The 26,584-nt window shown below is 56.5% G+C and carries 16 protein-coding genes and 5 pseudogenes; 7 read left to right on the plus strand and 14 right to left on the minus strand.

From position 1 onward, the window contains the following. Positions 1-8: 8 nt before the first annotated feature. From copD to M1E04_RS24710, 6 genes are all read right to left on the minus strand, one after another. Entirely contained in the window at positions 9-941 is a 933-nt protein-coding gene (copD, locus tag M1E04_RS24685; RefSeq protein ID WP_103359866.1) for a copper homeostasis membrane protein CopD, read from the minus strand. 3 nt (positions 942-944) lie between these two features. Continuing rightward, on the minus strand, positions 945-1,328 hold the full coding sequence (gene copC / locus M1E04_RS24690; protein ID WP_074294860.1) for a copper homeostasis periplasmic binding protein CopC: 384 nt from the start codon (positions 1,326-1,328) through the stop codon (positions 945-947). A 68-nt stretch (positions 1,329-1,396) separates the two neighbouring features. Beyond that, positions 1,397-2,491 carry a copper resistance protein B gene (locus tag M1E04_RS24695; protein ID WP_236469351.1) on the minus strand — a complete coding sequence of 365 codons (1,095 nt, stop codon included), beginning with the start codon at positions 2,489-2,491 and terminating at the stop codon, positions 1,397-1,399. A 3-nt stretch (positions 2,492-2,494) separates the two neighbouring features. Continuing rightward, complete coding sequence (locus tag M1E04_RS24700) at positions 2,495-4,408, minus strand: copper resistance system multicopper oxidase (RefSeq protein ID WP_103359867.1); 1,914 nt, start codon at positions 4,406-4,408, stop codon at positions 2,495-2,497. A 143-nt stretch (positions 4,409-4,551) separates the two neighbouring features. Further along, positions 4,552-4,755, minus strand: a complete 204-nt coding sequence (locus M1E04_RS24705) for a co-regulatory protein PtrA N-terminal domain-containing protein (RefSeq protein ID WP_065990741.1) — start codon at positions 4,753-4,755, stop codon at positions 4,552-4,554. A 739-nt stretch (positions 4,756-5,494) separates the two neighbouring features. Beyond that, complete coding sequence (locus M1E04_RS24710) at positions 5,495-6,820, minus strand: OprD family porin (RefSeq protein ID WP_065990744.1); 1,326 nt, start codon at positions 6,818-6,820, stop codon at positions 5,495-5,497. A gap of 445 nt (positions 6,821-7,265) precedes the next feature. Between M1E04_RS24710 and M1E04_RS24715 the strand changes: the two genes are divergently transcribed. From M1E04_RS24715 to M1E04_RS24730, 4 genes and pseudogenes are all read left to right on the plus strand, one after another. Then, entirely contained in the window at positions 7,266-7,661 is a 396-nt protein-coding gene (locus M1E04_RS24715; RefSeq protein WP_065990746.1) for a DUF305 domain-containing protein, read from the plus strand. A gap of 243 nt (positions 7,662-7,904) precedes the next feature. After that, a complete protein-coding gene (locus M1E04_RS24720) occupies positions 7,905-8,660 on the plus strand; it encodes a TraX family protein (protein ID WP_103359868.1) in 756 nt (251 codons plus the stop codon). A gap of 82 nt (positions 8,661-8,742) precedes the next feature. Beyond that, positions 8,743-8,911, plus strand: a pseudogene (locus tag M1E04_RS24725) (cation transporter); the annotation flags it as partial. 276 nt (positions 8,912-9,187) lie between these two features. Further along, complete coding sequence (locus M1E04_RS24730; RefSeq protein WP_103359869.1) at positions 9,188-11,683, plus strand: heavy metal translocating P-type ATPase; 2,496 nt, start codon at positions 9,188-9,190, stop codon at positions 11,681-11,683. A 299-nt stretch (positions 11,684-11,982) separates the two neighbouring features. Here M1E04_RS24730 and M1E04_RS24735 read toward each other — a convergent pair. Then, positions 11,983-12,480 (minus strand): annotated as a pseudogene (locus tag M1E04_RS24735) (mercury(II) reductase); the annotation flags it as partial. Positions 12,481-12,815: 335 nt separating this feature from the next. Between M1E04_RS24735 and M1E04_RS24740 the strand changes: the two are divergent. Together M1E04_RS24740 and M1E04_RS24745 are read left to right on the plus strand one after the other, a co-directional pair. Beyond that, positions 12,816-13,196, plus strand: a pseudogene (locus tag M1E04_RS24740) (methyl-accepting chemotaxis protein); the annotation flags it as partial. Positions 13,197-13,819: 623 nt separating this feature from the next. After that, positions 13,820-16,651, plus strand: coding sequence for a TrlF family AAA-like ATPase (locus M1E04_RS24745; RefSeq protein ID WP_103359871.1), 2,832 nt, complete (start codon positions 13,820-13,822; stop codon positions 16,649-16,651). Between the two features lie 501 nt (positions 16,652-17,152). On the opposite strand, the gene M1E04_RS24750 is transcribed toward M1E04_RS24745, so the two are convergent. Next, complete coding sequence (locus M1E04_RS24750) at positions 17,153-17,464, minus strand: hypothetical protein (protein ID WP_103359872.1); 312 nt, start codon at positions 17,462-17,464, stop codon at positions 17,153-17,155. 559 nt (positions 17,465-18,023) lie between these two features. On the opposite strand from M1E04_RS24750, the pseudogene M1E04_RS24755 reads away from it, so the two are divergent. Further along, positions 18,024-19,458: pseudogene (locus tag M1E04_RS24755) on the plus strand (IS1182 family transposase). Between the two features lie 207 nt (positions 19,459-19,665). Here the strand turns inward: M1E04_RS24755 and M1E04_RS24760 are convergent. The 6 genes and pseudogenes from M1E04_RS24760 to M1E04_RS24785 form a co-directional block, all read right to left on the minus strand. Next, positions 19,666-20,148, minus strand: a pseudogene (locus M1E04_RS24760) (pyruvate kinase); the annotation flags it as partial. A gap of 90 nt (positions 20,149-20,238) precedes the next feature. Next, a complete protein-coding gene (locus tag M1E04_RS24765; protein ID WP_103359873.1) occupies positions 20,239-21,048 on the minus strand; it encodes an amidohydrolase family protein in 810 nt (269 codons plus the stop codon). A gap of 18 nt (positions 21,049-21,066) precedes the next feature. Continuing rightward, a complete protein-coding gene (locus M1E04_RS24770) occupies positions 21,067-22,071 on the minus strand; it encodes an NAD(P)-dependent oxidoreductase (RefSeq protein WP_103359874.1) in 1,005 nt (334 codons plus the stop codon). A gap of 2 nt (positions 22,072-22,073) precedes the next feature. Then, a complete protein-coding gene (locus tag M1E04_RS24775) occupies positions 22,074-23,126 on the minus strand; it encodes a LacI family DNA-binding transcriptional regulator (protein ID WP_103359875.1) in 1,053 nt (350 codons plus the stop codon). A 6-nt stretch (positions 23,127-23,132) separates the two neighbouring features. Then, entirely contained in the window at positions 23,133-25,076 is a 1,944-nt protein-coding gene (locus M1E04_RS24780; RefSeq protein ID WP_103359876.1) for a TRAP transporter large permease, read from the minus strand. A gap of 49 nt (positions 25,077-25,125) precedes the next feature. After that, positions 25,126-26,142 carry a TRAP transporter substrate-binding protein gene (locus tag M1E04_RS24785; RefSeq protein WP_103359877.1) on the minus strand — a complete coding sequence of 339 codons (1,017 nt, stop codon included), beginning with the start codon at positions 26,140-26,142 and terminating at the stop codon, positions 25,126-25,128. Between the last annotated feature and the right edge of the window lie 442 nt (positions 26,143-26,584).

The raw sequence follows: 26,584 nt of genomic DNA on the forward strand, positions 1-26,584 counted from the left end.
GGTAGCTATCAGGCAGCCATGTCCATTGCTGGACTTAATGTACCTAACCAAGCTACCAGCAACAGAATTGCCACCGAAGCGGAGAACTCCAGGACCATGCTGCGCCTCAGAGCATTTACCGCTGATGTGTAGTCGCCCGCCTGTAATGATTGCTCCAGCAATGGGCTTAGGTGGAACCGGTTGAGTGCTGCGAGTACCACCATTCCACCGAACAGCGCGAGTTTTGCGAAAAGCAAAATACCGTAGGTACTGTCGGTAACGCCATCCAGGCTGGGCCCTACAATGAACAGGTAATTAACCACGCCCGTTGCGACAATGACCCCAACGATAAGAGCGCCTACCGACTCAAAACCCGTTAACGCACGTGAAAGGACCTCGACCAGGTGCTTCGCCTCAAGTTTTTTAAGCCTCAACAACAGTCCGAACGCAGCCAGGGCCCCGATCCAGCCTCCCGCCGCTAGCAGGTGCAGGATGTCAGCGGCAAAGTGCCAGAACCTGCGGGTTCCCTCGTCCATTGCCCCATGGCCATTCCAGGCAAGCGAAGCAAGCGCAAGCCCCGCACCTGTTGCAGCAATCCAGAGGCTTGACGACGGCCAGCGCTTGTTCAGGGTCGCCGCAAGCAGCGCCAGAGCTAGAGCGAACATTCGGATGATCCAGGTAAAACCAACTTCGGTTTCAGTCAGCATCATCCCAATGTGAGGTTGGAGCTCCGCCCAGTCAGCAGCGCCGCTCATGTTTTGCGCAAGAACAATCATCCCGACGACGGAAAGCACCATTCCCATTGCAGCGGTCGCAACCAGCAGCGACTCAAAATTCAACACTGCCCCCGATATCCGCTCTCGTCCGCGTAGGCTGTAGAGCCCAAATACCGCCAAGCCAAACAGCAACATCAGGTCCGTATAAAGGGCAAAACGCAGTACAACGTTGACAGAGTCGCTCATGGCTTACTTCACTTTGAACGTAACATTTCCGGTTATTGGATGCGTGTCAGATGACACAGCGCGCCACTCCACCTTGTATGAGCCTGCGGTCAAAGGTGAAGCTGGTGTGACGACCATGGTTTTAGGGTCGCTACCGCCAGCGACATTGGCCTTTACAGCCATGGGGGAGTTTGGCATGCCAGGCATGTCAGTCATGATCAGCTTGGCGCCAGAGAACTGAGTCACGAGGTTCTCGGAGAAATGCAGTTCGATCTTACCTGGAGCCGCACCCGCTTCACCTTCGGCGGGCGTGGACGACACGAGCTTAGGGTGAGCTTGGGCCAAGGCGCTCATCAGCAGGCCGCCAGACAGCGCAACAGCAACAGCAGTAGTTTTGAAAATAGACATGCAAGGCTCCTCACAGCGCAAAGCTGTAGGTTTGAGGTTTGGTTTGTTGTGTCACTTTTAAGATGCGTTTAGAACCACATACGGACACCAAGAACTAGGCGTGCTTCGCTGCGGTCCTCGCCTTCCTCTCGGGCGTAATCGGCAGAGTTGCCATATGATCGGTTCCATGTCACCCCGATGTAGGGTGCGAATTCTCGCCGTATTTCATAACGTAATCTAAGGCCTAATTCGGTTTCGGATAGGCCAGATCCAATACCGCGCTGAGGATCATTTTTTCCGTAAAAATTGATCTCGGCGGTGGGCTGAAGAATGAGCTTATTCGTCAGCAGAATGTCGTAATCACCTTCTAATCTCGCTGCGGTTTGGCCGCCCTCGCCAAGGAAAACCGTGGCTTCTGTTTCGAAGTTATAGAGCGCCAAGCCCTGAAGGCCAAACGCAGCCCACGTTTGCGGATCACCAGGTTTGAAATCCTGACGCACCCCACCTACCAGGTCCCACCAGGGGCTGATAGCGTGACCCCATAATGCTTGCGCCTCTGCCTGTTCGGTTTTGCCATTGGTCCGTTCACCCTCTGTGCGCAACCACAGACGGTCCACATCGCCGCCGATCCAACCTTTGGCGTCCCAGTTAAGGACGCTGCCTTCATCTGCGTTCTGCCATTCCAGCTGGTCAATGAGCATGAACGAGTTGTAGCCACTGTCATGTACTTCATGGCCGCCGGGAGCGTTGTAGACAGCGGCTCTATCAGCATCCGTCAGAACAGGAATTGGCGTGCGGCTCTGAGTCGGCGCCTGCTGGGTATTGGGGGCCATCCCGGTCATTTGGCTGTGGTCCATGCCCTGCATCTGGCTGTGGTCCATGCCTTGCATCTGGTTATGGTCCATGCCCTGCATCTGGCTGTGATCCATGCCTTGCATCTGGTTGTGGTCCATGCCTTGCATCTGGCTGTGGTCCATGCCTTGCATCTGGCTGTGGTCCATGCCTTGCATCTGGTTATGGTCCATGCTCTGCATTTGGCTCTGATCCATACCCTGCATCTGCCCGTGGTCCGAGGCTTTGGCGCTGTCGGCTGCCGCTACCCATTGACTTGGGCCCAAGGTTAACCCGGCAGCTACGACCGCTACGTGTACGTAGGTGATGCGCAAATTGGTTCTCATGGTCATTTCTTACTCCTCCACACGTACTTCACGGAACATCCCCATTTCCATGTGGAAAAGTAGATGGCAGTGGTAAGCCCAACGCCCAAGCGCATCGGCGGTCACTCGATAGCTACGCTTGGAGCCTGGGGGCATGTCGATCGTGTGCTTACGGACCATGAAATTGCCGTTCTCGTCCTCAAGGTCGCTCCACATACCATGCAGGTGAATCGGGTGAGTCATCATCGTATCGTTGACCAATACAACACGGACCCTTTCGCCGTATTTCAAACGTATCGGCTCTGCGTCGGAAAACTTCACGCCATTGAACGACCAAGCGAACTTATCCATATGACCTGTCAGATGGAGCTCAATCGTGCGACCGGGATCGCGGCCGTCGGGATCTTCAAAGGTACTTCTTAGATCCGAGTAAGTTAAAACCTTGCGCCCGTTGTCGCGAAGGCCCATGCCGGGGTCGTCAAGCTTCGGCGAGGTCGACATCGCCTGCATATCGACCAGCGGATTGTCTTTTTCGGTTTCTGGATGGGACTGCATAGCGCCCATCCCCGCCATCCCAGACATGCCGCCCATGGACATCTGACTATGGTCCATGCCAGCCATGTCCATGCCTTTCATGTCCCCACCGTCCATACCAGACATGCCTTGCATGCCGCCTTGGTCCATGCCCTGCATCTTGCTGTGGTCCATGCCAGCCATGCTGTCCATGCCCTTCATGTCACCACCATCCATACCAGACATGCCTTTCATACCGCCCTGGTCCATGCCGCCCATGTCTCCCATACCTGCCATCCCACCATGATCCATCCCCGCCATGCCCATGTCGGCCATGGTCACTAGGGGACGCGGATCTAACGGCGGTACTGGGGCGGTCAAACCGGCACGGGCAGCCAGCGTTCCACATGCATACCCTGTTCGGTCCATTGACTGGGCGAAAAGCGTGTACGCCTCTTGGGTGGGCTCGACAATCACATCATAGGTTTCGGCTGTTGCGATCCTGAATTCATCCACGCTGACAGGCTTGACGTATTGTCCATCAGACGCCACTACCGTCATCTTCAACCCTGGGATGCGGACGTCAAAGTACGTCATCGCCGAACCGTTGATGAAGCGAAGGCGGATCTTCTCGCCTGGCCGGAAGATGCCCGTCCAGTTCATGTTTGGCGCTTGGCCATTCATCAAGTACGTGTAGGTCGCTCCACTCACATCTGCGATGTCAGTGGGGTTCATCTTCATTTCGGCCCACATCTTTCGATCAGCGACGGTCGACGACCACCCTTTTTCGCTGACGTCGTGAATGAAATCTGCAACCGTCCGTTTGTGATAATTGTAGTAATCGGACTGCTTCTTGAGCTTGCTCATCAAAGCGCCAGGGTCTTCGTCGGTCCAGTCGGTCAGCATCACCACATAGTCGCGGTCGTACTTGAAAGGCTCCGGCTCCTTGGCATCGATAACCAACGGCCCATATACGCCGACCTGCTCTTGAAACCCGGAGTGGCTGTGATACCAGTAGGTGCCGTTCTGCTTGACCTTGAACTTGTAGACGTACATCCCGTCAGCTTCGATGCCGTGGAAGCTGAGCCCCGGCACGCCATCCATGTTTGCTGGAAGAATTATTCCGTGCCAGTGAATGGACGTCGTTTCCTTTAACCGGTTCTTAACACGCAACGTGACTGTGTCGCCTTCCCGCCAGCGCAACAGCGGCCCAGGAATCCCACCATTGATAGCCATAGCCGTACGGGCTTTACCTGTGATGTTCACCGGGGTTTCGCCTATAAATAGATCGAACTCAGTACCCGACAGAGCGCTGGGCTGGCCTGGGCTGGTAACCGCCCATACAGGGGTGCGCCATAGCCCGAGGCCGCCGAGGATACCGCCAGCTGCGAGACCTTTTACGAAGGTGCGCCGAGAAGTCTTGGATTGCATACCGATTTGTTCCCATCAGTCGGATGTATAGCTAGCACGTGAGATGCGCATATCAAGATTCAGATTAGCAGCCACGAGCGTGTTGGATGAAAGATGCCACAAGCCAGCCAACAGCATGATTACAATTCGGTAAGGTTGGGATATCAGCCGTGCGGCTTCGAGGCCTTAGACTCTTGCTGCGCCACATCGCGGTTTGGAGCCGCTGCCGCCGACTCGTTATAAGCCTGGACCGCGACCTCACGCGCTTTCATCATCCGGTCAAACGTGCGGTCGCCGCCGCTTTCTGCAAGCGCGAAAGAAGAGATTGCCAAGCTGCAGGTCAGAACGAGAATTTTGGAGATCTTCATGCTTTTTTCCTTGTGATACCTCTGCCTGATTGGCAGGAGGTGAAGCGTTGTGCTTGATGAGAATATTAAGTGAGTCAGGCTTTCAGCAGCCTTAGCCGAAAATTACAAATCTGAAAGCTAAGCCGTCTGGCTCATCCTGCATTTTGGTGATATGCGGGGGGATAAAGGGATCTGGAAATTACCCCAGGCAAACGTCCGTCTTCGCTCTGTCAACGATTTGCTGTAAGACCTACGCTAAGCAAGACGGAAACGGCGACTAGTCGGCAAACATCCGGTCGGGACAGCAACGGTTCCTGGCCACTGGTGGCGCTTCTAATCTCAGCGCATTCATCAGCCCCATGAGAAGTGCTCACCATTGACGCGAGTGGAATTGCCTACGGTTAGCCTGAACTATTTTTTAAGTTAGTTGAGGCCTGCAAGCGGTGCGGCGGGCGGAAAACTGCAAACCTAGGTTTTTGTCGTTTACGCCGAATCTGGCAGACAAAAAAAAGCGCCTTAACAGGCGCTTAAAGATTCACCTTGACCAAAGGAGCATGGGAGCTTCTAAAGGTGAATGTCGTACCGACAGGATATACCTTTCGGCCTAAGTACATGATATGCACAACCTGTTAAACCATGCAGGCCTATCCAAGGCTATTTATCTGCATCATTAAATAATGCACAATCCTAACCGTGTGAGCCTAACAACTGGCGCGATTTTGCCATTTCAGCTGCTAAACGTAGAGGTAGCCTCTGTTTGTCAAAGCACACTGAGAGGGTACTCTACAATCAGTCTGATTTCGTCCAGGTCGGACTCAAATGCTGTGGCTCTAGTTGTAGCCTGCCGAACCCGGAATGACATGTCCTTCAAGCTACCGGCTTGAACGACGTATTTGGCTTCGATGTCTCGCTCCCAGCGTTTCTGATCTTTTAGCGGATTTCCATCGGAATCTCGACGCATGTAGGTGCTGTTGGCACTAGAGTAATCAGCGTCCGTTCCCTTGCCATAGCGAGTCATGAACGAAAGGCCTGGCACGCCGAAGTTGCTCATGTCCAAGCTGTATGTCGCCATCCATGAACGCTCTTTAGGCGAATTGAAATCGCTGTATTGAATGGAGTTGGCAACGTAAATCGAGTCGGATTGTCTGAGGTAGTCAAAATCGTCATCCCCTTGGTTTCTCTGATGCGAAATTGACAAGGTATGAGAACCGTATTTCAGGCCCACCTTAATGCTCCAGATATCATTATCGAACTTGCCAAGAAGTTTCTTCCCATCATCCGTTGCGTTGTAATAGTTCACACTGCCCGTTAAGGCCATCTGGTCAGAAAGTGGGTACACGTATAAAGCAGAGGCGTATTTCTGGTCCCAGGCATCTTTCAACTTGCTTCCGTAAAGGCTGAGCGTTAAACGGTCAGTTGCATCGTAGTCGCCGCCAAAATATGCAACCCAGGGCGAATTGACTGGACCAGCATAGAAGGTCTCGAAATTATCGCGCATGGACGTGGACTGGGGCTGGCTCATGGAGTGGAGCCTACCGCCCTGAAGGGTCAAGCCGGAAATGCTTTTGTTGATGGCAGTCACGCCGCGGAAGCTCTCGGGCAGCACGCGGGAGTCACCATACGAAACCACAGGCGTAACAGGGAATACGTCACCAACGTTAACAACGGTATCAAATGCTCGTGCTTTAAGTGAGCCACCCACCTTGGTGTACTCGTCGTCTGCCTTACCGTCGTTGTACACAGGCAGAACGTTGAAGGAACTCTGCAAACCGTTTCTTCCTCTCCCGGTGTCGAGCTTCAAACCCATAAGGGCAAACGCGTCGACCCCGACACCGAATGTACCCTGGGTGAAGCCTGATTCAAATTTGCCAATGAACCCCTGCGCAGAAGCCTCGGAGTAACCGTTCCCAGTAGGGCTAGACTGCCCTTTGCGGCTGTCTCGATTCATATAGAAAGTTCGGCTCAACACATTTAGAGTGCTGCCCTCGACGAACCCCTCCTTCTGCTCCTCCGCGGAGCCAACAATAGGCGCAACACCAGCGAGGGTCGAAAGGATGGCGAGAGATATTTTTTTGAGGTGAGTCATATGCGCTCCGTACGAATCGGCAGATTGCTTTAAAAGACATATCGACCTGTTTTATTATTGTTTAAGAGCCACCGGCAAGCGCAGATGTTGATGACTGGAAGCTTACGAACAGATGACGCCAAAATTACATTTATGAAAGCTTCAACAGGCTCCTTGGAACGCATTAACGCCACAGCGTTGGAGACATTTGACCGCTGGTGCCGGCGACCAAGTCTTTCGAGATTATAAAGCCATCGCTTCCGACCTGTGATACCGAAGCTGCACAATGGGTAGTTACTCGTGATGTGAGCCGACTTACGCAGTGCTTGGTGCGCAAGCATTGGGCGGCCACGTTAAAAAAACCCGCCTCGAATGGCACCTGCTCTGATTTTCTTTGACTAAGGTAAGTGAACAGGTCTTTAGTCACGGTCCTGTACTGACAGCCAAAAAGCTCTGAGGTAGACCAATGATCAAGAAATTTCTCGCTTGCACTTCGCTTGGAACCGTTCTTTTTGCGGGCCTTGTGCCGTTGTCGTTCGCAGCTAACAACGACGCTCACTCGGCTTACACTGAGAAAAATAGCCAGAACAAGGCCGCTTCGTCCGCCATGAGCGGAGCAGCATCGGACGAATATGAAAAGGCAATGCAAAAGATGAACCAAGGGATGATGAAAGGCATGACTTCTGACCCATCGGAAAGCTGGGCCAGGATGATGGTCGAGCATCATCAAGGCGCTATCGATATGTCCCAAATCGTGTTAAAGAATACAGACGATCCAACGATCAAACAGATGGCAGAGAAAACCATCAAAGACCAAACCGCAGACGTCGCGAAACTGAAAGCCTGGCTCAGCAAACACTAGTCTTGGCCGGCAAGGTCAACATACTGGTACGCTATAGCGGCGCCAGACGGCGCCGCTCCTCAAAATACGTTGCTTAGCTGTGGGTCTCGACTTAGAAACTTCCTAATTCATTGTCCGGCAGTCACGATAAGCGAAGTGCGGCTACAGACCTCAAGGGGATGAGAGTACGCGGCCCGTTCCGGATATAGCGCATGCCGCTGGACATGGCACGAGAGGCGCTCATTGGTCCGTGGAAGGAACTATATGGCGGAGCAGCACTTTAGCAAAAAGCTTCCCACAAGCCAGCGCGAAGGCGGCCTTGATTTGGTCAAATGGCTTGCATTGGTTACCATGGTGATCGATCACTTACGTATGGTCCTGCCAAATCTCACCGACCTTTTCATCCCTGGGCGCCTTTCGTTTCCGCTCTTCTGTCTCGTTATTGGTGCAAACGTCGCCCGCTCTACGAAGGGCGAATTCGCGACAAAGGCTAATGGGCGTTATTTAGGACTCATGCTGGCCTTTTCCGCTATCTCGGAGGTGCCCTACCGCTATTTCGAAATCGCTCAGACTTTCAACGTAATGCCTACCCTCACGTTGGGATTGGTAATAGCTTGGGGGGTTCATCACCGATGCCTATCCAGCGGTTTCTTGGCTATCGTAGGCTTGGCTGCAGCCATTCTGCTACATACGCCCTTGATGTATGGATTCTGGGGATGCCTTATCCCTGCAGCTACACTAATCGCGATTCAGAAGAAGGCCGGCTTGTTTTGGCTCTTACCGGCCGTTTTATGCGTGGTCGTCAATACGCGGGGGACTGCTTGGACTCGCGCCATGAATATGGAAGTTTCTTCAATCATGGCTTTACTCGTAGCTTTAGCTGCGCCGCTGATCGGGCTTTGGCTTCTCCGTCGGAAAACAACCACCAAATTATGGCCGGTTACGGCTTGGAGTTATTGGTTTTATCCGCTGCACATTGTAGCGCTTCAAGGGCTAGGCCACCTCTATCCAAACGCCTGAGGCTTTTGCAGCGATTATGGCAGCCGCCGGCCATACATTAATTCAGAAAACCAGTTGAGTACTTGCAGGCCAAGGGCGCCCATGGGTTGTCACTCCTACTGTCTTGATGATGGTCGCTGATAGGCGCTGGCTACGTTACCGGATCGATGGCCCTATTGGCTGATGGGTTCCATATGGCAACGTACGCTGGTGCATTGGGGATTGCAGCGACTGCCTACGCCTTTGCAAAGCGTCATGCCACCCGCGCTCGTTAAAAAATAGCGGCCCCGCTATCGAAGGGATTGTGAAGCGCAAGACGCGCTTGCCAGGAAAGTCAGATCAGCCTCACCCGTACGTAATTTAAAACCCGGTTTTTGCACTGTCCTTGACAACCTCGGACACATTGTCAGTTTGCACCCATACGGCTCAGCCTCCACCTCTGCGTGCGTCCGTAAGACTGCGTCGCGAGTTTGACCTAAGTCCTTGACTTTCCCACGATGAAAAGGTTTACGGTGCCAGTATGTTGAAGGCAATGTAAAGGACCAAACATGAGCATTTCAAACAAAGCAATGTCTGGTACCAGCGCAGCACCCATCAGTCTGCCGATCGAAGGAATGACCTGTGTTTCCTGTGTCGGACGCGTAGAGGCGGCGCTTGGAAAAGTCCAAGGTGTCGGCAGCGTCGTGGTTAACCTCGCGACGGAACGGGCGGAAGTACGGGCGAGCGGAAGCGGCCCGGTCGACCGTGCTGCCTTGGTCCAGGCAATCGAGAAAGCAGGATACGTTGTTCCTGCGCAGACAATCGAACTGTCTGTCGAAGGCATGACATGCGCATCGTGCGTCGGGCGAGTCGAGCGTGCGCTTCAGGCCGTGCCGGGCGTGAGCCAGGCTACGGTGAACCTGGCGACCGAGCGTGCGACGGTACGCGGCGTGGCGGCGCTTGATGCGCTGCTGGCAGCAATCGAGAAGGCCGGCTATGAAGCCCGCAGCCTTGACGCTAATGTTCGCTCCGGCGATGACGAGGCCGAAGCAAGGAAGGATGCGGAACGATCGGCGCTCAAGCGCGACCTGCTGCTCGCCACAGCGCTCGCGCTGCCGGTCTTCATTCTCGAGATGGGCTCGCACCTGATTCCTCCCATGCACCATTGGGTCATGGAGAACATCGGTCAAGGGCCGAGCTGGTATCTGCAGTTCGTGCTGACAACCTTGGTGTTGCTCGTCCCAGGACGCCGTTTCTATACTAAAGGGTTTCCCGCACTGCTGCGGCTTGCGCCGGACATGAATTCGCTCGTGGCTGTCGGTACGTTGGCCGCGTATGCGTATTCGGTGGTCGCCACCTTCATGCCCGGCCTGCTGCCGGCCGGCACCGTGAACGTCTATTACGAAGCGGCGGCCGTGATCGTGGCACTGATCCTGCTGGGACGGTTTCTGGAGGCCCAGGCAAAGGGGCGCACATCGCAGGCAATCCAACGACTGGTCGGCCTGCAGGCAAAAATGGCCCACGTGGAACGCGGCGGCCGTGCAACCGACATTCCGATTGGCGACGTCGTCGCCGGCGATGTGGTTGAGGTACGTCCGGGCGAGCTTATTCCGGTCGACGGCGAGGTGATGGAGGGCGACAGTTACGTCGACGAATCCATGATTACCGGCGAACCTGTCCCGGTAAAAAAATCAAATGGAAGTGCCGTGGTAGGTGGCACCGTCAACCAGAAGGGCGCCTTTACCCTGCGGGCCACAGCCGTGGGTGGGCAAACGGTGCTCGCACAAATCATTCGCCTGGTGGAACAGGCACAGGGCTCCAAGTTGCCGATCCAGGCGGTGGTCGACAAGGTAACGATGTGGTTCGTGCCGGCAGTCATGGGGGCGGCCCTGGCCACCTTCCTGATCTGGCTCGCTTTCGGTCCGTCACCGGCGCTGAGCTTCGCCCTGGTGAACGCCGTGGCGGTACTCATTATCGCCTGCCCGTGCGCGATGGGGCTGGCGACGCCAACCTCGATCATGGTCGGTACTGGACGCGGGGCGGAGCTAGGCGTGCTTTTTCGTAAGGGCGAAGCATTGCAACTCCTGAAGGACGCGAAAGTGGTGGCGCTGGATAAAACCGGCACGCTGACTGAAGGACGGCCGGCCCTGACTGACTTGGAAGTTGACCCCACTTTCGAGCGTGCTCAGGTACTGGCAAGCATTGCAGCGGTAGAGTCGCGCTCCGAACATCCGATCGCGCGTGCAATCGTCGAGGCTGCTGAGAAAGAGGGCCTAATCCTCCCGGCGTTTACTGAGTTCGAATCCGTTACCGGAATGGGCGTGCGCGCCTTGGTGAACGACGTGCGCGTGGAAGTGGGGGCTGATCGGTACATGCGCTCGCTTGGCCTGAATGTAGCAGGCTTCGCGCAGACGGCGCAGAAGCTTGGCGAGGAAGGAAAATCTCCGCTGTATGCTGCAATCGATGGGCGCCTAGCCGCCGTTATTGCCGTGGCCGACCCTATCAAGGTGCACACGCCCGCTGCCATCGCTGCCTTGCACCGCCTGGGTTTGAAAGTCGCGATGATTACCGGCGATAACGAACGTACCGCCAAGGCGATCGCGTCACGTCTCGGAATTGACGAGGTTGTTGCTGAAGTCCTACCCGCGGGTAAAGTGGAGGCGATCCAGCGGCTCAGGGCCGAACACGGTTGCGTCGCGTTTGTAGGCGACGGCATCAACGACGCACCTGCGCTGGCCGAGGCTGACGTCGGCCTAGCGATCGGCACGGGTACCGATGTCGCGGTGGAAGCAGCGGACGTGGTGCTCATGTCGGGCAGTCTTCAGGGCGTCCCCAATGCTATCGCCCTGTCGAAAGCGACCATCGGCAACATCCGCCAAAATCTGTTCTGGGCCTTTGCCTATAACACGGCCCTGATCCCGGTGGCGGCAGGCATGCTGTATCCCGCGTATGGCGTGTTGCTGTCGCCGGTATTCGCCGCCGGCGCGATGGCATTGTCCAGCGTTTTCGTGCTTGCCAACGCGTTGCGACTGCGCGGCTTTCAACCAGCATTGAAAGACGAATGAGATGGAGGAGTTGACATGAATATTGGTGAAGCATTGCAAGAGTCTGGTGTCTCGGCAAAATGATTCGCTACTACGAGTTGATTTCGTGTGCGGCGCGCAGAGAGTCTGGCTATCGGGCATACGCCTTGAGCGACGTACATCCGTCTGCGCTTCATCCGGCGTGCACGGGACCTCGGCTTCTCGATAATGGAAATCGGTGAACTGCTCAGCCTGTGGAATGACCGGTAGCGGCAAGTTCCTATGTCAAACGCCTTGCGCAAGCGCAGATTGCTGACCTGAAATAGCGGATCAGAAATCCGCGCCAGATGGCGAAGACGTTGCAACAGCTGATCGCTTGATGCGCAGAAGCCCTCTACCATCGTCAGGCTAGGGAACAACTGGTTAGTTAATTCTCGCACAGTCATACGGCGGCGAATTGCCAGCCCGGCCGTTTGAATTAACTTGTCAGCTTCCGGAGCCGCAGCTTGTACGGCGATCAGTTGCCCGGTGGTGGCGTCAACCACGAGTTTAATAAAGCCGTGTGTGTCGAAGTTCACGAGCGCGCGCGGCACATCCCCAGGCTGAGGATGTGACTGTCCGTCTCGATACCAGCTTGGTGCGCTTGCCCCTCGCTCTAGCCGAATGCCGCGACCTGCCGGTCAGTAAAGACCACTGCTGGCATAGCGTTAAGGTCGAGCGCCGCTTTACCGCCCGTCATATGATTGCCGCCCGGATCCCAGCTGCGCCGCAACGTATCCAAATTGTGGCTAGTCGGTGGAGTCGCCAGCAGCGTAAATGTTATGCAAGCTCGCCCGCAGTTATGTGAGCCGGATGGCTCCGCCATTCGCAGTTATTTGACCTGCTTACCAAAGGTCACCCGGCTGGAGCGATCCAGGGTCTGCCAGACTTCTGGGCCGATGATCTGCGGGATCTCGAACTCCATGTTCTCCGGCACCAGGTGTCGGCATGCGGAAACGGCCTTTCGCAGTGCTCCAGTGCTTGGCTTTCCATGCAGTCAGTACACAGGACCCTTCCAGCAACGATCATGCATCGAACGTTCCAGTTCTCAATCGCGACTTCGTTCTCCATATTCCGTGCTCTTCCTGCTGCCTAGATGAAGAGCTGACGATACGTGCGTGAGAGTCCCATGGATATCCGCTCGGGCGCCGAGCAGACCAACCTGCTGGCTCTCAACGCTGCCATCGCGTCTGCGCGCGCAGGCGACACAGGTCGAGACTTTGCAGCGGTTGCCGAAGAAGTTCGGGCTCTAGCTCAGCGCTCTGGTAAGAGCACCCGCGAAATCGAAAGCATGATTAGCAGAATCCAGCAGGGCACAGCCCAAACCTATGCGAAGAAGGCCGGGATTGAGGTCGACGGCACAGGCGTCCTCGGACCCAGAGCAACCGCAGCCTCCAATGCTTGGGAGCATGGGGCCGATATCGCCAAGGTCGAGGCTTGGCTGGGTCATGCCAACATCAGCACCACCAAAATCCATGATCGGCGAGAGAACAGCCCAGCGGACTCACCCACCTAAATGGTGAAATACTAACAGAAGGGATCGAGGGGTAAGCGGCAGCTTACCCCCGCGCATTGTCGAGAAATGTGGTGCAACGCTACCCAAGGATGATGGCCTTCCACGTCGCTGGCTGGACAGGTATCGGCGTGTAGGAAGGGGGCTTGGCAGTCTTCCAGTGCTTGGCTTTCCATGCAGCCAGTGCATACAACACGTCCAGTAACGATCAACCATCGACCGTTCCATTCCTCAACACTTCGTTCGACGTCCAAAATTAGATTCCTCAGCGCGCATCTCGCAGAGCTGAAGTTACTGCTGGGAGAACCGAATTGAAACGCTCGAAAGCATACCCTTGTTTGCGGGTAGCTCAGGCGTACCGATCCAAAGAGCTTCTTCGTGTTCTCCTTGGCCTATCGGTAGACCGGGCGGTGAAGGGGAATACCCTGCCTACACATCCAGTTCTTTCCCAGCAACCACGCAATGTCCCTTAGCTGCTCAATTGTCAGATCGTATTCTCGACAACGAGCTGAATCATGTAGCCGGATCGGACGATTGAGCGATACGATTGCGGCAAAGTGCTATCTGTAACTGGACACGAGCACTACCGGTAGTAAGCCGTTAAGGATGGCCAACAAGGAGAGAACATGAGTCAGCTTTGGCCATACGCCGGCGCCCGCTGGTGGAAATTCGATTTTCATACGCATACCCCGGCATCCAAGGATACGACTGCCTGGCAAGCTGCGATTGGCACCCCTAATGAGCTGACCCCAGAAAAATGGCTGCTTAAATACATGGCCGCCGAAATTGACTGTGTGGCGGTCACTGATCACAACAGCGGTGAGTGGGTAGACAGCCTCAAAATCTCTTACACAGACATGAAGAGTCTGGCAGATGCCGGTAGCCCGCCCGAGGGCTTCCGCGAATTACATTTATTCCCTGGTGTGGAGATATCTGTTCAGGGCGGCTTCCATCTACTGGCCATTTTTGACCCATCCGCTTCCAGCCAAACCATCAGTGATTTGCTAGCTAAAGTGCATTATGCAGGTACGCGTGGCGACAGTGACGGTGTGACACGTGAGGGCGCTGCGAGGGTGATTGAGCATGTCATCGCCGAAGGTGGTCTAGCGATTCCTGCTCATGCGGAAGGCGAAAAGGGCCTGCTGCAGGTTGAAACGGGTACCCGCAAATGTTTACTGGATACGAACACCGTCAAGCAAGTTCTTCAAGAGCCAGGCATCTTAGCGATTGAGTGGACTTCAGGAAGCAGCACGCCTCCCAAAATGCTCGATGAGCTGAAACTACGCTTTGCCAGCGTAGTCGGAAGCGATTGCCACAGTTTCAAAGGTTCAGCGGTCCCGGGCTCGCGCTTCACCTGGGTGAAAATGGCTAAACCCACCATGGAAGGACTCAGATTGGCGCTGCTGGATGGACAGGACGTTTCCGTCCGCCGAAGTGATCAGTGCAGTGGGTTTGCACCATTCAAGACCCCCGAGCACTTCATTGAGTCCATTGAAATCCGAAATGCACGTTACATGGGCCGAGGTAAAGCAGGGGTCTCTCTACCTCTCAACCCATACTTCAATGCAGTGATAGGTGGTCGAGGAACAGGAAAATCCACCATCGTGCACGCCCTTCGTTTGGCATATCGGAGAGAGAAGGAACTGTCGCAATTATCCGAGGCTGGACAAACTTTTAGCAAGTTTAACGCTGTCGCGAAGACCAAGAATGACAATGGCGGCCTACTCGACGACACAGCAGTTCGTGTAAAAGTTCTTCGAGATGGTTGGCCATATCGACTTAACTGGCGAAAGGATGACACTGAAAACGCTGTGGAAGAATGGGACATCTTCTCTACCGACTTCATGCTCTCGGACAGTCAGGTCATCAATGATCAGCGCTTTCCGGTAAGGCTTTTTAGTCAGGGCCAGATTGCCGCCTTGGCCGGCGACAGTCAGCAGGCGTTACTCAAGGTAATCGATGATGCCGCTGACACGCGTTTACAGCGGTCTGCACATGAGGAAGCAGTAAGCGCTTTTCTGGCGTCCCGAGCTCGCATGCGCGAGATGGAAGGAAGATTATCAGGGCTCGATTCCTTGACGCTCGCACTGCAGGACATTAAGAGAAAACTTGAGCGCTTCGAAGGTGCGGACCATACGGTCGTATTAAAAAACTACCAGCGCACGAGCCAGCAACATCGTGAGCTTGAACGTCAACTTAACACGGCGGCCGAGCTCGCCATTAATATGGAAAACGTTGCTGCCACTTTACAGCCGGAGGACCTGCAGTTAGGGCTATTTGAGGCCAATGATGACGCTCCGGCGCTGGCTTTCTTTGATGCGTTGAATGCCGGTATCGATCAGGCAAGGCAGGAGGTCGAAGCATCCGCTGCCAAATTGGCAACGCTTGGAAAAACGCTTAAGGATGAACTCGATTCATCGGCCTGGTTTACTCGAATCACTACTGCTACAGAAGCCTACCATCAGCTGAAAGAGAGCCTTCTGCAGCAGGGAGTCAATGACCCAAGCGAGTACGGCCGCTTGGTTCAAGAGGCACAGCGGCTGGATACTGAGCTGAGAAACTTGACCGCAGTGAAATCGCAACATGCTGAATTGCGCAGCACCGCGATGTCACAGCTAGAGCAAGTACAGGTAGTACGCCGGACAGTCAGCGACCGACGCAGGGAATTCCTGCAGGCCATTCTCCACGACAATCCGTACGTGAGGATCGAGCTCATTCCCTACAGCCAAGATACACATGCGATTGAACGATCGTTGCGTGAAGCCTTGGGCGTGCCAGACGGCAAATATGCGGATGACCTGTATCAGGAACAGCCGGGCTCTTCTGCAAAAGGACTCATTGCGGACCTAGTGGTTGCAGTCGAGCTACTCGGGGATACGTCCAGTTTCGAAGAATCGATGAAAGCTTTGAAGTCCCGACTAACCCAAGCGTGCCGTGGCAAGCCTGAGTTTGGCGGCTGGTTCAACAAGTTTCTGAAAGCTGAAGCCGAGAAACGACCCGAATACATGGACCACCTGCTGTGCTGGTTCCCTGAGGACGGTCTAAAGGTGGAATACAGTCGCAAAGGTAATGGCCGTGATTTCCAATCCATCAGTCAGGCCTCTGCGGGGCAGCGCGCAGCCGCCATGCTGGCATTTTTGCTAGCACATGGGGGTGAGCCCTTGGTGCTCGACCAGCCAGAGGATGACCTAGACAACCACCTGATCTATGGACTGGTTGTTCAGCAGATCCGATCTAACAAACAGCGCCGGCAGCTAATAATCGTAACTCACAACCCTAACATCGTAGTCAATGGCGACGCTGAGCTGATCCATGTGCTGGACTTCAACAACCAGTGCCATGTGAAGCAAACCGGTTCGCTACAGGAGCAAGATATGCGACAGGAGGTTTGCCAGGTAATGGAAGGGGGTGCCGAAGCCTTTGAGCGACGCTATCAACGCTTGGGGGGTGAGGTCTAAGATCAGGGATAAACATAGAGTCGCGCAATAGCTACGCCGGATCAGGCATCGGTCGCCTCTTACCAGCTTAAAAAATACATCATCAGCAATCATAGCCGGCTATCGCGCTTTGTACACTTTAGTGGAGACTGCCCATTATGTAGCGGTAGAGTTCTGCTATTGCCAGGCAAACCCGAGCAAAAGGTGCCTTTGGTGGGTCGTTGCAGTGAAAGCCCTTACGCGCACATGTTCAGCTGTGATCGTGTGCAGTTAACAGGCGGCTATCTCGGACCGCGCGAAGACTGATCACCTTGGAGGCGTGGTAGTCACGCAATACGCCTGTGCAGCAGTATCTGCCCGTTACTACTGTTCTAGGTCGACTGGCGTCGGTCGCCGTAGGCGCCTGTCGATCCTTTGCGGCCCTACGCGTCTGGCAATAGTCGGCCACAAGACGCGGGAGCGAGCACGGGCTCCGAACCTTCAGGCCGTGCGCTGATTATCCAGTCATGCCCTGCAAAACTCTTAGCTTCGGACGGCGTCGCCGAAGAAATCATCCTTTGCCACTAAACCAAAATCTTTTTCCACAAGCCCACCATTGTCGTCAAATAGGCTCTGGGTCCGCCGCTCTTGCTTTAGGTTGGCAATCGCCTGAAAGAAGCAGCCCTCACAAAGGTGTACCTCGTAGCGCTCGCCATCGTGCTTCGTTCCGTACCCCCAGAGCGCTTGGAGAGTGGCGAACTGAAGACCGCCTTTCTGCACCCTTGTGGTGAGTTGGCAGACGTCGCATACAACATCTGTCACGGCTTCAATCTCGACTCTACCGGTAATCTTCATCACGACCTCCTAATGGCGCTCACCGAACGTCTAGAATGCACAGTCTATCCGTAACACGCCCGAATCGCTGTGTGTGGCCTTGCCAGCCAGCTTTAATAGCGGCCTCTGCGTTGCTCGTGTCGTCTATCACGACCGGTGGCTCTCGCCGCATAGCAGTCCTTCGCGTCAGGGGCAGTCGGCAGTCGGCCATCAACGGTCGGGGGGCTTTAGGCTTGCGGCCGAAATGGCCAGAGAGATAACGACCCGCTAGCGATGTATAGCGATGTATAGCGATGTATAGCGATGTATAGCGACAGATAGTGACGGATAGCAAGTTTGGCAGGGCTCTCTAGAGCTGCACCTAGACCGGCGACCGCAATGATACGTGTTTAAGAAGGGCTAACGCCCATACCTTGTTTCGACCGTGGATGGCTGCAATGCTCAGTAGATTGCAGCCCTGCGCAACAAGTACCTTCCACCCGGTTGCAGCTCGCGATGAACGGCAGCTTCGGGTCCAGGCTGTGTGAAAACGCCAATGATTGTCTAACCTTCTGATCGTCTAGATCGTATCGGGGCGATCATGAAGCGATTCATTGAGGGCGAGACTCGGACGCAGGTGACGCTGCTGCCGGAGAGCCTGGACGACTACGTAACCGAAGAAAATTCAGTCCAAGTGGTCGACGTTTTCGTCGATGAACTCGACCTGGTCGCACTTGGTTTTGAGGGTGCGGAGCCTGCCGCAACTGGTCGTCCGGCCTACCATCCAGCGGTGTTGCTGAAGATCTATATCTCTGGCTACCTCAATCGGATTCAGTCCAGCCGCCGGCTTGAGCGTGAGTCCGAGCGCAACGTCGAGTTAATGTGGCTAACCGGGCGTTTGGCTCCGGACTTCAAAACCATTGCCGACTTTCGCAAAGACAACGGCAAAGCCATTCGCAGCGTCTGCCGACAATTCGTAGTTCTTTGTCGCAACCTCAATCTCTTTTCCCAATCGATCATCGCCATCGACGGCAGCAAATTCAAAGCCGTCAATAGTCGCGACCGCAACTTCACCCAGGGCAAAGTGAAGGCACACATGCAGCAGATCGAACAGAGTATTGATCGATATCTAGCGGCGATGGATTCGGCGGATCGGGCAACGCCCGAAGTGGCCGAGGCCAAAGCAGAGCGGCTGAAAGAAAAGATAGAAATGCTGAAAAAACAGATGCAAAAACTCAAGGAAATCGAGGCGCAGCTTCACGCAAGCCCAGACAAACAAATCTCCCTCACCGATCCTGACGCCCGCTCGATGGCCCGAGCGGCCGAGGCACCGGAACGGTTGGCTATAACGTACAAACAGCCGTCGACGAAAAGCACCATCTGATCATTGCCCATGAGGTGACCAACGTTGGCAATGACCGGGCGCAACTGAGCAATATGGCGAACCAAGCGCGTGGAGAAATCGAGGCTGAATCGCTTACGGTGGTGGTCGACCGAGGCTATTACAAAGGTCTGGAAATCCTTGCTTGCGAGCGAGCAAGCATCACTACCTTCGTACCGAAACCCCTGACATCTGGCAGCAAAGCGGAAGGCCGATTTGGCAAGCAGGACTTCATCTACATCGCTGCGTCAGACGAGTATAGGTGCCCTGCGGGACAGTTACTGACAAGGCGCCACTCAACGGTGGAAGACGGAATGCTACTGCACTGTTACTGGTACTCGGGTTGCCAGTCTTGCTCAATGCAAAAGCAATGTACGACGGGTAAGAAGCGCCGTGTGAAACGCTGGAACATGAGGCTGTAGTCGATGCGATGCAAGTTAGGCTAGAAACCAATCCAGAAATGATGAGGGTTCGTCGACAGACCATTGAACATCCTTTTGGAACGCTCAAGTTCTGGATGGGAAGTACCCATTTCCTGACCAAAACCCTGCCGAGGGTGAGCACTGAGATGAGCCTTCATGTGCTCGCCTACAACCTCAAACGAATGATGAGCATCTTCGGCATCGCAGGACTGCTTGAGGCGATCAGGGCTTGAACCCAGCCGCCTGGCCCACCAGTTAGAAGCCTTTTTGGGCCGCTGACGCGGCCTAAACGGCATTACGAACGTCTACGGAGCTGACTTAGGTAATTCGCGCTTCCGACTGCTGACTCCATAGTCAACCCTCGCCACTCTCACTTTTCGAGTTATTTAGCGCGTTTTCGCACAGCCTGGGTCGTTTGCAGCCCTTAATGACATGTAGCAATCGGCCTGTTGCACTAGACCGCGCTGCAGTAGCTCCTTGAATGCCGCTTGGCTGATCTTGTCGGCGGGCAGTGAGTCCGGGTCGAAAGCGATCGGGTAGACGTTGCGGAACATTGAGGTACGGACCTGGGTAGCGCGGTGCAGAGTCAGCGCGGAGATCGGTACATGCGAACGCAGACGCGACGTGATTAGCGGGGTGTAGCCACTTTCGGTGAGCGCGATGATCGCCCTGACGCTTTAGAAATGGTTTGCCGTATACCTAGCCGCCAAGGCAATGCTTCGTCGCAACGCTCGAAGCGGGTGTACAGGCGGCGGCTTAGAATTTTGATTGGTCGGGTACTTTTCCGCACCCAGGCAGGCTCGCACCATGGCTCAAACGGCTTCGATAGGGTATGCGCCTGCGGCACTTCCAGCGGAGAGCATCACCGCGTCGGAGTTGTCGAGCACAGCGCTGGCCATATCCGACACTTCAGCACGGGTTGGTGGACATAGACAGGGGCGGCAGCTTATGCCCCCACACGTCACAGCCCCGATAGCCAGCAGAGCGAAAGATCGGCCATCGCATCCTCGCTGTCAGTCCCCAAAGCCATAGAGTTCGGCCGGGTTGTCCACCAGAATCTGTCGGCGTACCTCAGTCTCCGGGGCCCAGTAGGAAAGCAGCTCTAGCATCGCGCCATTCTCCGGTTGCGGGTTGCGCCCCGGATGCGGCCAGTTACTTGCCCACAGGCAGCGCTGCGGGTTCGCCTCGACAAGCGTCCTGGCCAGCACGCTGACGTCGTCATAGTGCGGCGCGCCGACCTTCGAGGTTTCATAAGGCGCCGAAACCTTGACCCAGGTATTGCCGCCATCGAGCAACCGCAGCAGTGTCTTGAACCCAGCGTGATTGACTGGCACCGGCTCGAGAAACTTGCCGGTGTGGTCGATGCTCAACTTGCTTGGCATTGCCTTTAAACGCGCTTCGTACTCCGCCATTTCTCGACCATCGAGCTGCAGATTGATGACCCACCCCAAGTCGGCAATGCGCGAGGAAACTGTCTCCAGTGAATCCCAGCCCAACGCTCCGCCACCACCGGGGACCAGCATGAAACGCACGCCGCGCACGCCCTGCTCATGCAAACGCAGTATTTCACTCCAGGGCGCGTCCGGGTGGACCACGGCGATGCCCCGAGCCGCCTTGCCGGCTTGCGCCAGGGCTTCTAGGAGACACGCGTTATCGAAGCCGTAACCATTGGCCTGCACCAGCACTGCTCGCTGTAAACCAAGGTCTTGCTGGACCTGCTGATAGTCGCTCCAGCTGGCAGGTGCTATCTGCTGCGCCAGAGGAAAACGCAAAGGCTCATAGACATGCACATGGCAGTCGGTGGCATTTGTAGGCTGGGTCATCGTCGGGGATACTCCGGTTTATTGTTGTTGAAGGCCGAAGACGTCTCGGGCGCGCGCGGCCTGGCTCAGGTTCACAGCGCCTTGGGGCACCCGTCCTTCGAGCAGTGCCTGAACCTGGCATACGGTGTCCAGCGCCTGATGCTCACTGGCCTGGGGCGTCAGCCCGCCGATGTGCGGGCTGGCGATGACCTTCGGGTGCGCCGCCAGCGCCGGGCTGGGCATCTGGTCCGCGGCCCGGCCGACGTCTAGCGCGCAACCGGCGATCAGTCCCTGGTCCAGGGCCTGCAGCAACGCCTGCTCATCCACCAGTTCGCCACGGGAGGCATTGATGAAAAACGTGTCCCGGCGCATCCCAGCAAAAGCCCTGTGGCCGAACAGGTTGTGGGTTTGCTCCAAGGCCGGCGCCAGACACACCACGTAATCGGAGGCACTGACCACCTCCTCGAACGACACCTGTTCGATGGCTGGCTCGTTGATTTCCACTAGCGGATCGTTGACCAGCACGCGCATCTGCAGCAGCCGGGCGATGTCGGCCAGACGCTGGCCAATGAACCCATAGCCGATAATCCCCAGCGTCGCACCGCGCAGCTCGCGGCCCATGAGGATGCGTGGCGTCTTGCCCTGCCAATAGTCGGCGGCAGCACGGCTGATACCGCGAGCCAGATCGATCATCACGCCGATCACCCACTCGCTGACCGAGGTGTCGAAACCCGGCGTGGCGCGGGTCACCAGCACGCCGTGACGGTTAGCCGCCTCGACATCGATGTTGCGTATGTCCACCGCCACCCGACAGATCGCTGCCAACTGCGGCAGGCGCTCGAACAGCTCCGCCGGGGCGGCGGCCTCACGGCTGGCAACGATAATCTGGCAGCCTTCGGCGCGCGCCACCAATTGATCAAGCGAGAGCAGACCAGGGGCATCGTTCAGACGCACATTGCCCAGCGCCTGCAACTGCTTGAGCGGGCGCTCGGGGTAATAGTTATCACGCACCTCAGGCGCGTGAGTCAGGAAAATATCGGTCATGCTCACGCTCTCTTGTCAGCGCCAGGTGGGGCCACGGAATGGCGGGAAATCAGCGTTGGTTGAAACACCAGATTGAGGGCCGGCTGTTGCCGGTCCCGGGAGCGCTCCACCGCGCGGCGGACCATCACCTCGGCCATCTCGGTCAGCGGCATGGCAACCGATGTCAGGCCGGGGTTGGTGAAGGCGGCGATGGACAAACCGTCCATGCCGACCAGCGAAATATCCTCGGGGACCCGCAGTCCGGCCTGATGCAGACCGGACATCAGGCCCATGGCGAGCATGTCGTTAACTGTCACGACCCCGGTCGGCCGGGGCTTCATGTCGGCCAGCTTGCCAGCCATTGCAAACCCCAGATCTGCCAGTTCGGAGTCACCGAAGGTGTAGGCGACAATGCCCTCGATCACCTCGGCACTGACCTGCGGGCCGGCCTGCTGGGCTCGCTCGAAAAAGCCTTGGATCTTGGCGCTACGGCTGACCGTCTTGCCGCTGGGCACCAGAAACGCCAGGCGTCGATGGCCGTGTTCGATCAAATGAGCGGCAGCGACGTAACCCGCCTGAAAGTTGTCCGGTGAAATGTGATCGACTTGCGAATCAGCCCCCACGGTGGTCTGACGGTCGTAGCTAACCACGGTGAGGCCGCTTTGGACCGCCGCCTCCAGGTGGCGCTCGTCATCGCGCGAAGAAACCACAATCACCGAGCGCACGCCGAACGACAGCAGATCGTCGAACATGCCGGCTTCCTGCTGTTTGTCCCGATGGGTGTTGCCGAGCAGCAACCTATAAGAAAACTGTGCTTGGGCGGCCGCCTCGATCTTCAGCGCGATCTGCCCGTACATCGGGTTGGCGGTAGAGGGCACCAGCAGCCCGAGCATCGGCGTGTGGCCGGTCTTGAGCTGGCGGGCCACGCGATTGGGCCGGTAATTGAGCTTGAGAATCGCCGCCTCGACACGGGCGAACGTGTCGGCGCCGAGCTTGTCTGCGCGTTGATTGAGCACGTTGGACACCGAGCTGACCGAAACACCCGCCAAAGCAGCTACATCATGAATCGTTGCCATGTTGCGTTAACCCATATTAAAAGTACGTGGCAGCCACAGAGAAATCGATGGCACCAAAACAATCAGAATCAGCATGACCACCAGCAAACAGAGGTACTTGAGCATCCGGCGCGAGACGTCTTCGACCCGCGTGCCAGTCATCGCGCAGGTGGCGAACAGCCCCAGACCGAACGGCGGCGAAAACAACCCCAAACCCATGGCGATGACGGCCACCGTGCCAAAGTGCAGAGGATTAACCCCCACCTGCACGGCAATGGGCACAAGCAGTGGCCCGAAGATAATCAGTGCCGGAGCGCCTTCCAGGACCGCGCCGAACACAATCATGATCAGCACCGAGGTGATCAAAAACGCCACTGGGCCATAGTTGTGCGCCAAAGCCAGCATGAAATCGGAAATGATCGACGGAATCTGCAGGATTGTCAGGGTAAACGCCACACTGGACGCCGCAGCGATGATGAACAGAATCCCTGCGGCCATGGAGGCCGAGCGCACGAAGAGCTTGGCGACGCCCCTGGGCGTCAGTTCGCGAAAGGTGATGCCGCCGACCAGCAAGGCGTAGACCACGGCAAACGCCGACACTTCGGTGGAGGTGGCCACCCCTGAGGTCACGCCCTTGCCGATCATCGCCACCATGGTCAACGCCACCAGCGCCCCGCCCAACAGGCGCAGCAACGGCGTGCGTTTGGGGAAGGCCAGATCTGGGTCGACCTTGCGCCCGAAGATCACCGCCATTGTCGCCAGCCCCATGGCCAGTACCACCGCCGGTACAATCCCGGCGAGGAACAGCCCGCCAATCGAGATATTGGCGACGAAACCCATGATGATCATATTGATGCAGGGAGGAATGGTTTCGGCCATCACGCCTGAGGCCGCCAGCACCGCTGCTGTCTCGGCCGGGTCTTGTTTGGTGCGCCTGACCGCCGGCACGACAATCCCGCCGACGGCGGCGATGTCTGCCAGTTTGGAGCCCGAGACACCGGAGAAAAACGCCGTGGCCAGGATCGCGATCAGATTCATCGAGCCTCTGACCCGACCGAACACCCGCACCAGCAATTCGATCAGGCGCGTGGACATCCCGTTGACCTCCATCACCAGGCCCGCCAAAACAAAGAACGGAATCGCCAGCAACACGAAATGGTCCATCCCGGCCATGACCTGTTGCGAGTAGATGACCATCGGCAACGTCGAATCGCCCATGAAGTACAACAGCGCGCACAGCGCCAGGACGAAGGCGATGGGCACGCCCACCAACAACCCGCAGATGAACCCGCCCAGCAGCAGACTCCAGGGTTGCAGCGCATAGGCTTCGAACTGGCTATTCCAGGCATAAATTCCCCCGCCGGCGACCAGGCAGCCGATCAGCGTCAGCCAGGTCATGCGCGTCGCGCCATTCAGCGCATTGGCGATGCCCACTACCGTCATCAGCAACGCGCCGAGGAACACCGGCAGCACGTTGAGCCATTGCGGCAAGCCCATGGGCGTGGCGACGTTGACCGAATCTTCGAGGAGCAACCAGGAAGAAAACGCCAGTCCCGCTGCGGTGCCCGCCACCAGCCAACCACCGATCTGATGTGCCGCCTGTTGCCAGGCTGCAGGCAACAACGCGCGAAAGAAGTCCACGTGTACATGTTGTTTGCGCGCCAGCACGGTGGCGCCGCCGAGGAATACCAGCATCACCATCAGGCCCCGTGCGACCTCCTCGGCCCAGTCCACCGGGTGATGCGCGAAGTAGCGCAGAATTACAGAAACGAACACCACCAGCACGTCCACCGCCAGCACCACCGCGCACAATCTTTCGATGAACGTGCAGAGCATTGCCAGCAAGCGACCGCTGCCCAGCTGAGCATTAAAACCCCAGTCCTTGACCGGGATCAGCTGGCCTGCGGCCTGTTCGGGATGATTCTGCAGTGTCTTATCCGCGACAGCGAGGGCGCTGGTGGATGAGTTCATGATGAGTGTCTCTTGTTGTTATAGGTCAAGGACAATGCACGGCGGCGGGTTACCCGCGGGCGGCATCAATGGCCGCCAGTACCGGCGCCATCGACGGATTGGTCTGGGTGAACGGCACCCACAACTTCTCACGCATGACTTTGCGAATGTTGTCGCGTTCGCCATCGGCCATGGGGAAAAAAGTCATGCCACCCTTGCCTAGCGCTGTGATGGCTTCTGCGCCCTTGACCGCCGCCGCTTTGCGCTGGTAGACGCTAGCTTCCTGTGCGGCCTGGACGAAAGCCGGCTGGAGGTCTGCCGGGATTTTCGCCAGCCCGCGCTTGCCTATCACCGCAATGCATGGGCTGAACAGATGGTTGGTCTGCCAGCTGTTGCGCACCACTTCATCGAGTTTGTTGGCCAGCACACTGGCGGCGTCATGCTCGAAGCCTTCGACCACCCCGGTCTGCACCGCGGTGTAGACCTCGTTGAAGGCGATCGGCGTCGGAATGGCGCCCATCAGCTTGAAGGTTTCGATGAAGGCCTGGGTTGGCAGCACCCGCAATTTGACGTTTTTGATGCTCTCCAGGTCCTTGATCGGTGGCTTGGTGTACACGCTGCGGGCACTGAAATGCGAACCCCAGCCTACCACCGTGCAACCGGTGCGCTCTTGCAGCAACTTGTTGTAGGTCTCGCCGACGCCGCTGTCCACAGAGCGAGCGACATGCTCGTAACTGTCGAACAGGAAACCCAGGTCCAGCAGCGCCAATTCAGGCAAGGCCGTGGCCCAAATCGAACTGCCGGTGACCATCATGTCGATCGACCCCAGGCGCACTTGCTGCACAACGTCAGCCTCCTTGCCGAGCTGGCCGTTGGGGAAAAAATCGATGCGAATGCGATCGCCCACCGACTCTTTGAGATTTTCCACGAGGCGTTGATAGAACAAATAGTGAGCTGAGTTATCGTCTGAAGTCATGGTCGACGACAGGCGCAATACTGGGGTAGCGGCACGAGCAAATGAAGGCAGGGTCAGCGCGGCGGCACTGAGGGCAGCGGACTGTACGAAACGGCGTCGGGTCAGTGACATGGCGATTTTTCTCTTGTTGTTGTTTTTGTCGAAACAATTCTACAGTTTGTAAAACGTTTTACTAAAACGTTTTACAAATATAGCCAGCGACGGAGATTTGGCAAGCAGGATCTTGGACGCGCACTACGATGCAACTTCAGCCGCGTGAGCCTGCTGAATGCACAAGCGCCTGACCAGGCGTGCGTTGAACAGCGGAGGCCTCACACACGCCCGATTCAAGCGGCATGGCCCTCTATGCAGTCATCGTTGGCGGCTGGATTTCCCAAGGCGCGAGGAGCATCGAATAGGAGAATCGGATACAGCGGCTCCGGAGGCCGCAATTGCTTTGCGCCGATCTCGCCAATCACCGCCTCGGTTCAGAGATTCTGAAGCTAGTGAAGACGTCCGTACCGTATGGCTCAGAGAGAACGCGAAGGTTTCCGCGACGGGCATTTCCCCGCCA

It is taken from the genome of Pseudomonas sp. AK106 (assembly GCF_053903055.1).

Excerpts from the sequence above, each read along its gene's own strand:
- copD (WP_103359866.1), bottom strand. The coding sequence starts at position 941 with ATGAGCGACTCTGTCAACGTTGTACTGCGTTTTGCCCTTTATACGGAC.
- copC (WP_074294860.1), bottom strand. The coding sequence starts at position 1,328 with ATGTCTATTTTCAAAACTACTGCTGTTGCTGTTGCGCTGTCTGGCGGC.
- M1E04_RS24695 (WP_236469351.1), bottom strand. The coding sequence starts at position 2,491 with ATGACCATGAGAACCAATTTGCGCATCACCTACGTACACGTAGCGGTC.
- M1E04_RS24700 (WP_103359867.1), bottom strand. The coding sequence starts at position 4,408 with ATGCAATCCAAGACTTCTCGGCGCACCTTCGTAAAAGGTCTCGCAGCT.
- M1E04_RS24705 (WP_065990741.1), bottom strand. The coding sequence starts at position 4,755 with ATGAAGATCTCCAAAATTCTCGTTCTGACCTGCAGCTTGGCAATCTCT.
- M1E04_RS24710 (WP_065990744.1), bottom strand. The coding sequence starts at position 6,820 with ATGACTCACCTCAAAAAAATATCTCTCGCCATCCTTTCGACCCTCGCT.
- M1E04_RS24715 (WP_065990746.1), top strand. The coding sequence starts at position 7,266 with ATGATCAAGAAATTTCTCGCTTGCACTTCGCTTGGAACCGTTCTTTTT.
- M1E04_RS24720 (WP_103359868.1), top strand. The coding sequence starts at position 7,905 with ATGGCGGAGCAGCACTTTAGCAAAAAGCTTCCCACAAGCCAGCGCGAA.
- M1E04_RS24730 (WP_103359869.1), top strand. The coding sequence starts at position 9,188 with ATGAGCATTTCAAACAAAGCAATGTCTGGTACCAGCGCAGCACCCATC.
- M1E04_RS24745 (WP_103359871.1), top strand. The coding sequence starts at position 13,820 with ATGAGTCAGCTTTGGCCATACGCCGGCGCCCGCTGGTGGAAATTCGAT.
- M1E04_RS24750 (WP_103359872.1), bottom strand. The coding sequence starts at position 17,464 with ATGAAGATTACCGGTAGAGTCGAGATTGAAGCCGTGACAGATGTTGTA.
- M1E04_RS24765 (WP_103359873.1), bottom strand. The coding sequence starts at position 21,048 with ATGACCCAGCCTACAAATGCCACCGACTGCCATGTGCATGTCTATGAG.
- M1E04_RS24770 (WP_103359874.1), bottom strand. The coding sequence starts at position 22,071 with ATGACCGATATTTTCCTGACTCACGCGCCTGAGGTGCGTGATAACTAT.
- M1E04_RS24775 (WP_103359875.1), bottom strand. The coding sequence starts at position 23,126 with ATGGCAACGATTCATGATGTAGCTGCTTTGGCGGGTGTTTCGGTCAGC.
- M1E04_RS24780 (WP_103359876.1), bottom strand. The coding sequence starts at position 25,076 with ATGAACTCATCCACCAGCGCCCTCGCTGTCGCGGATAAGACACTGCAG.
- M1E04_RS24785 (WP_103359877.1), bottom strand. The coding sequence starts at position 26,142 with ATGTCACTGACCCGACGCCGTTTCGTACAGTCCGCTGCCCTCAGTGCC.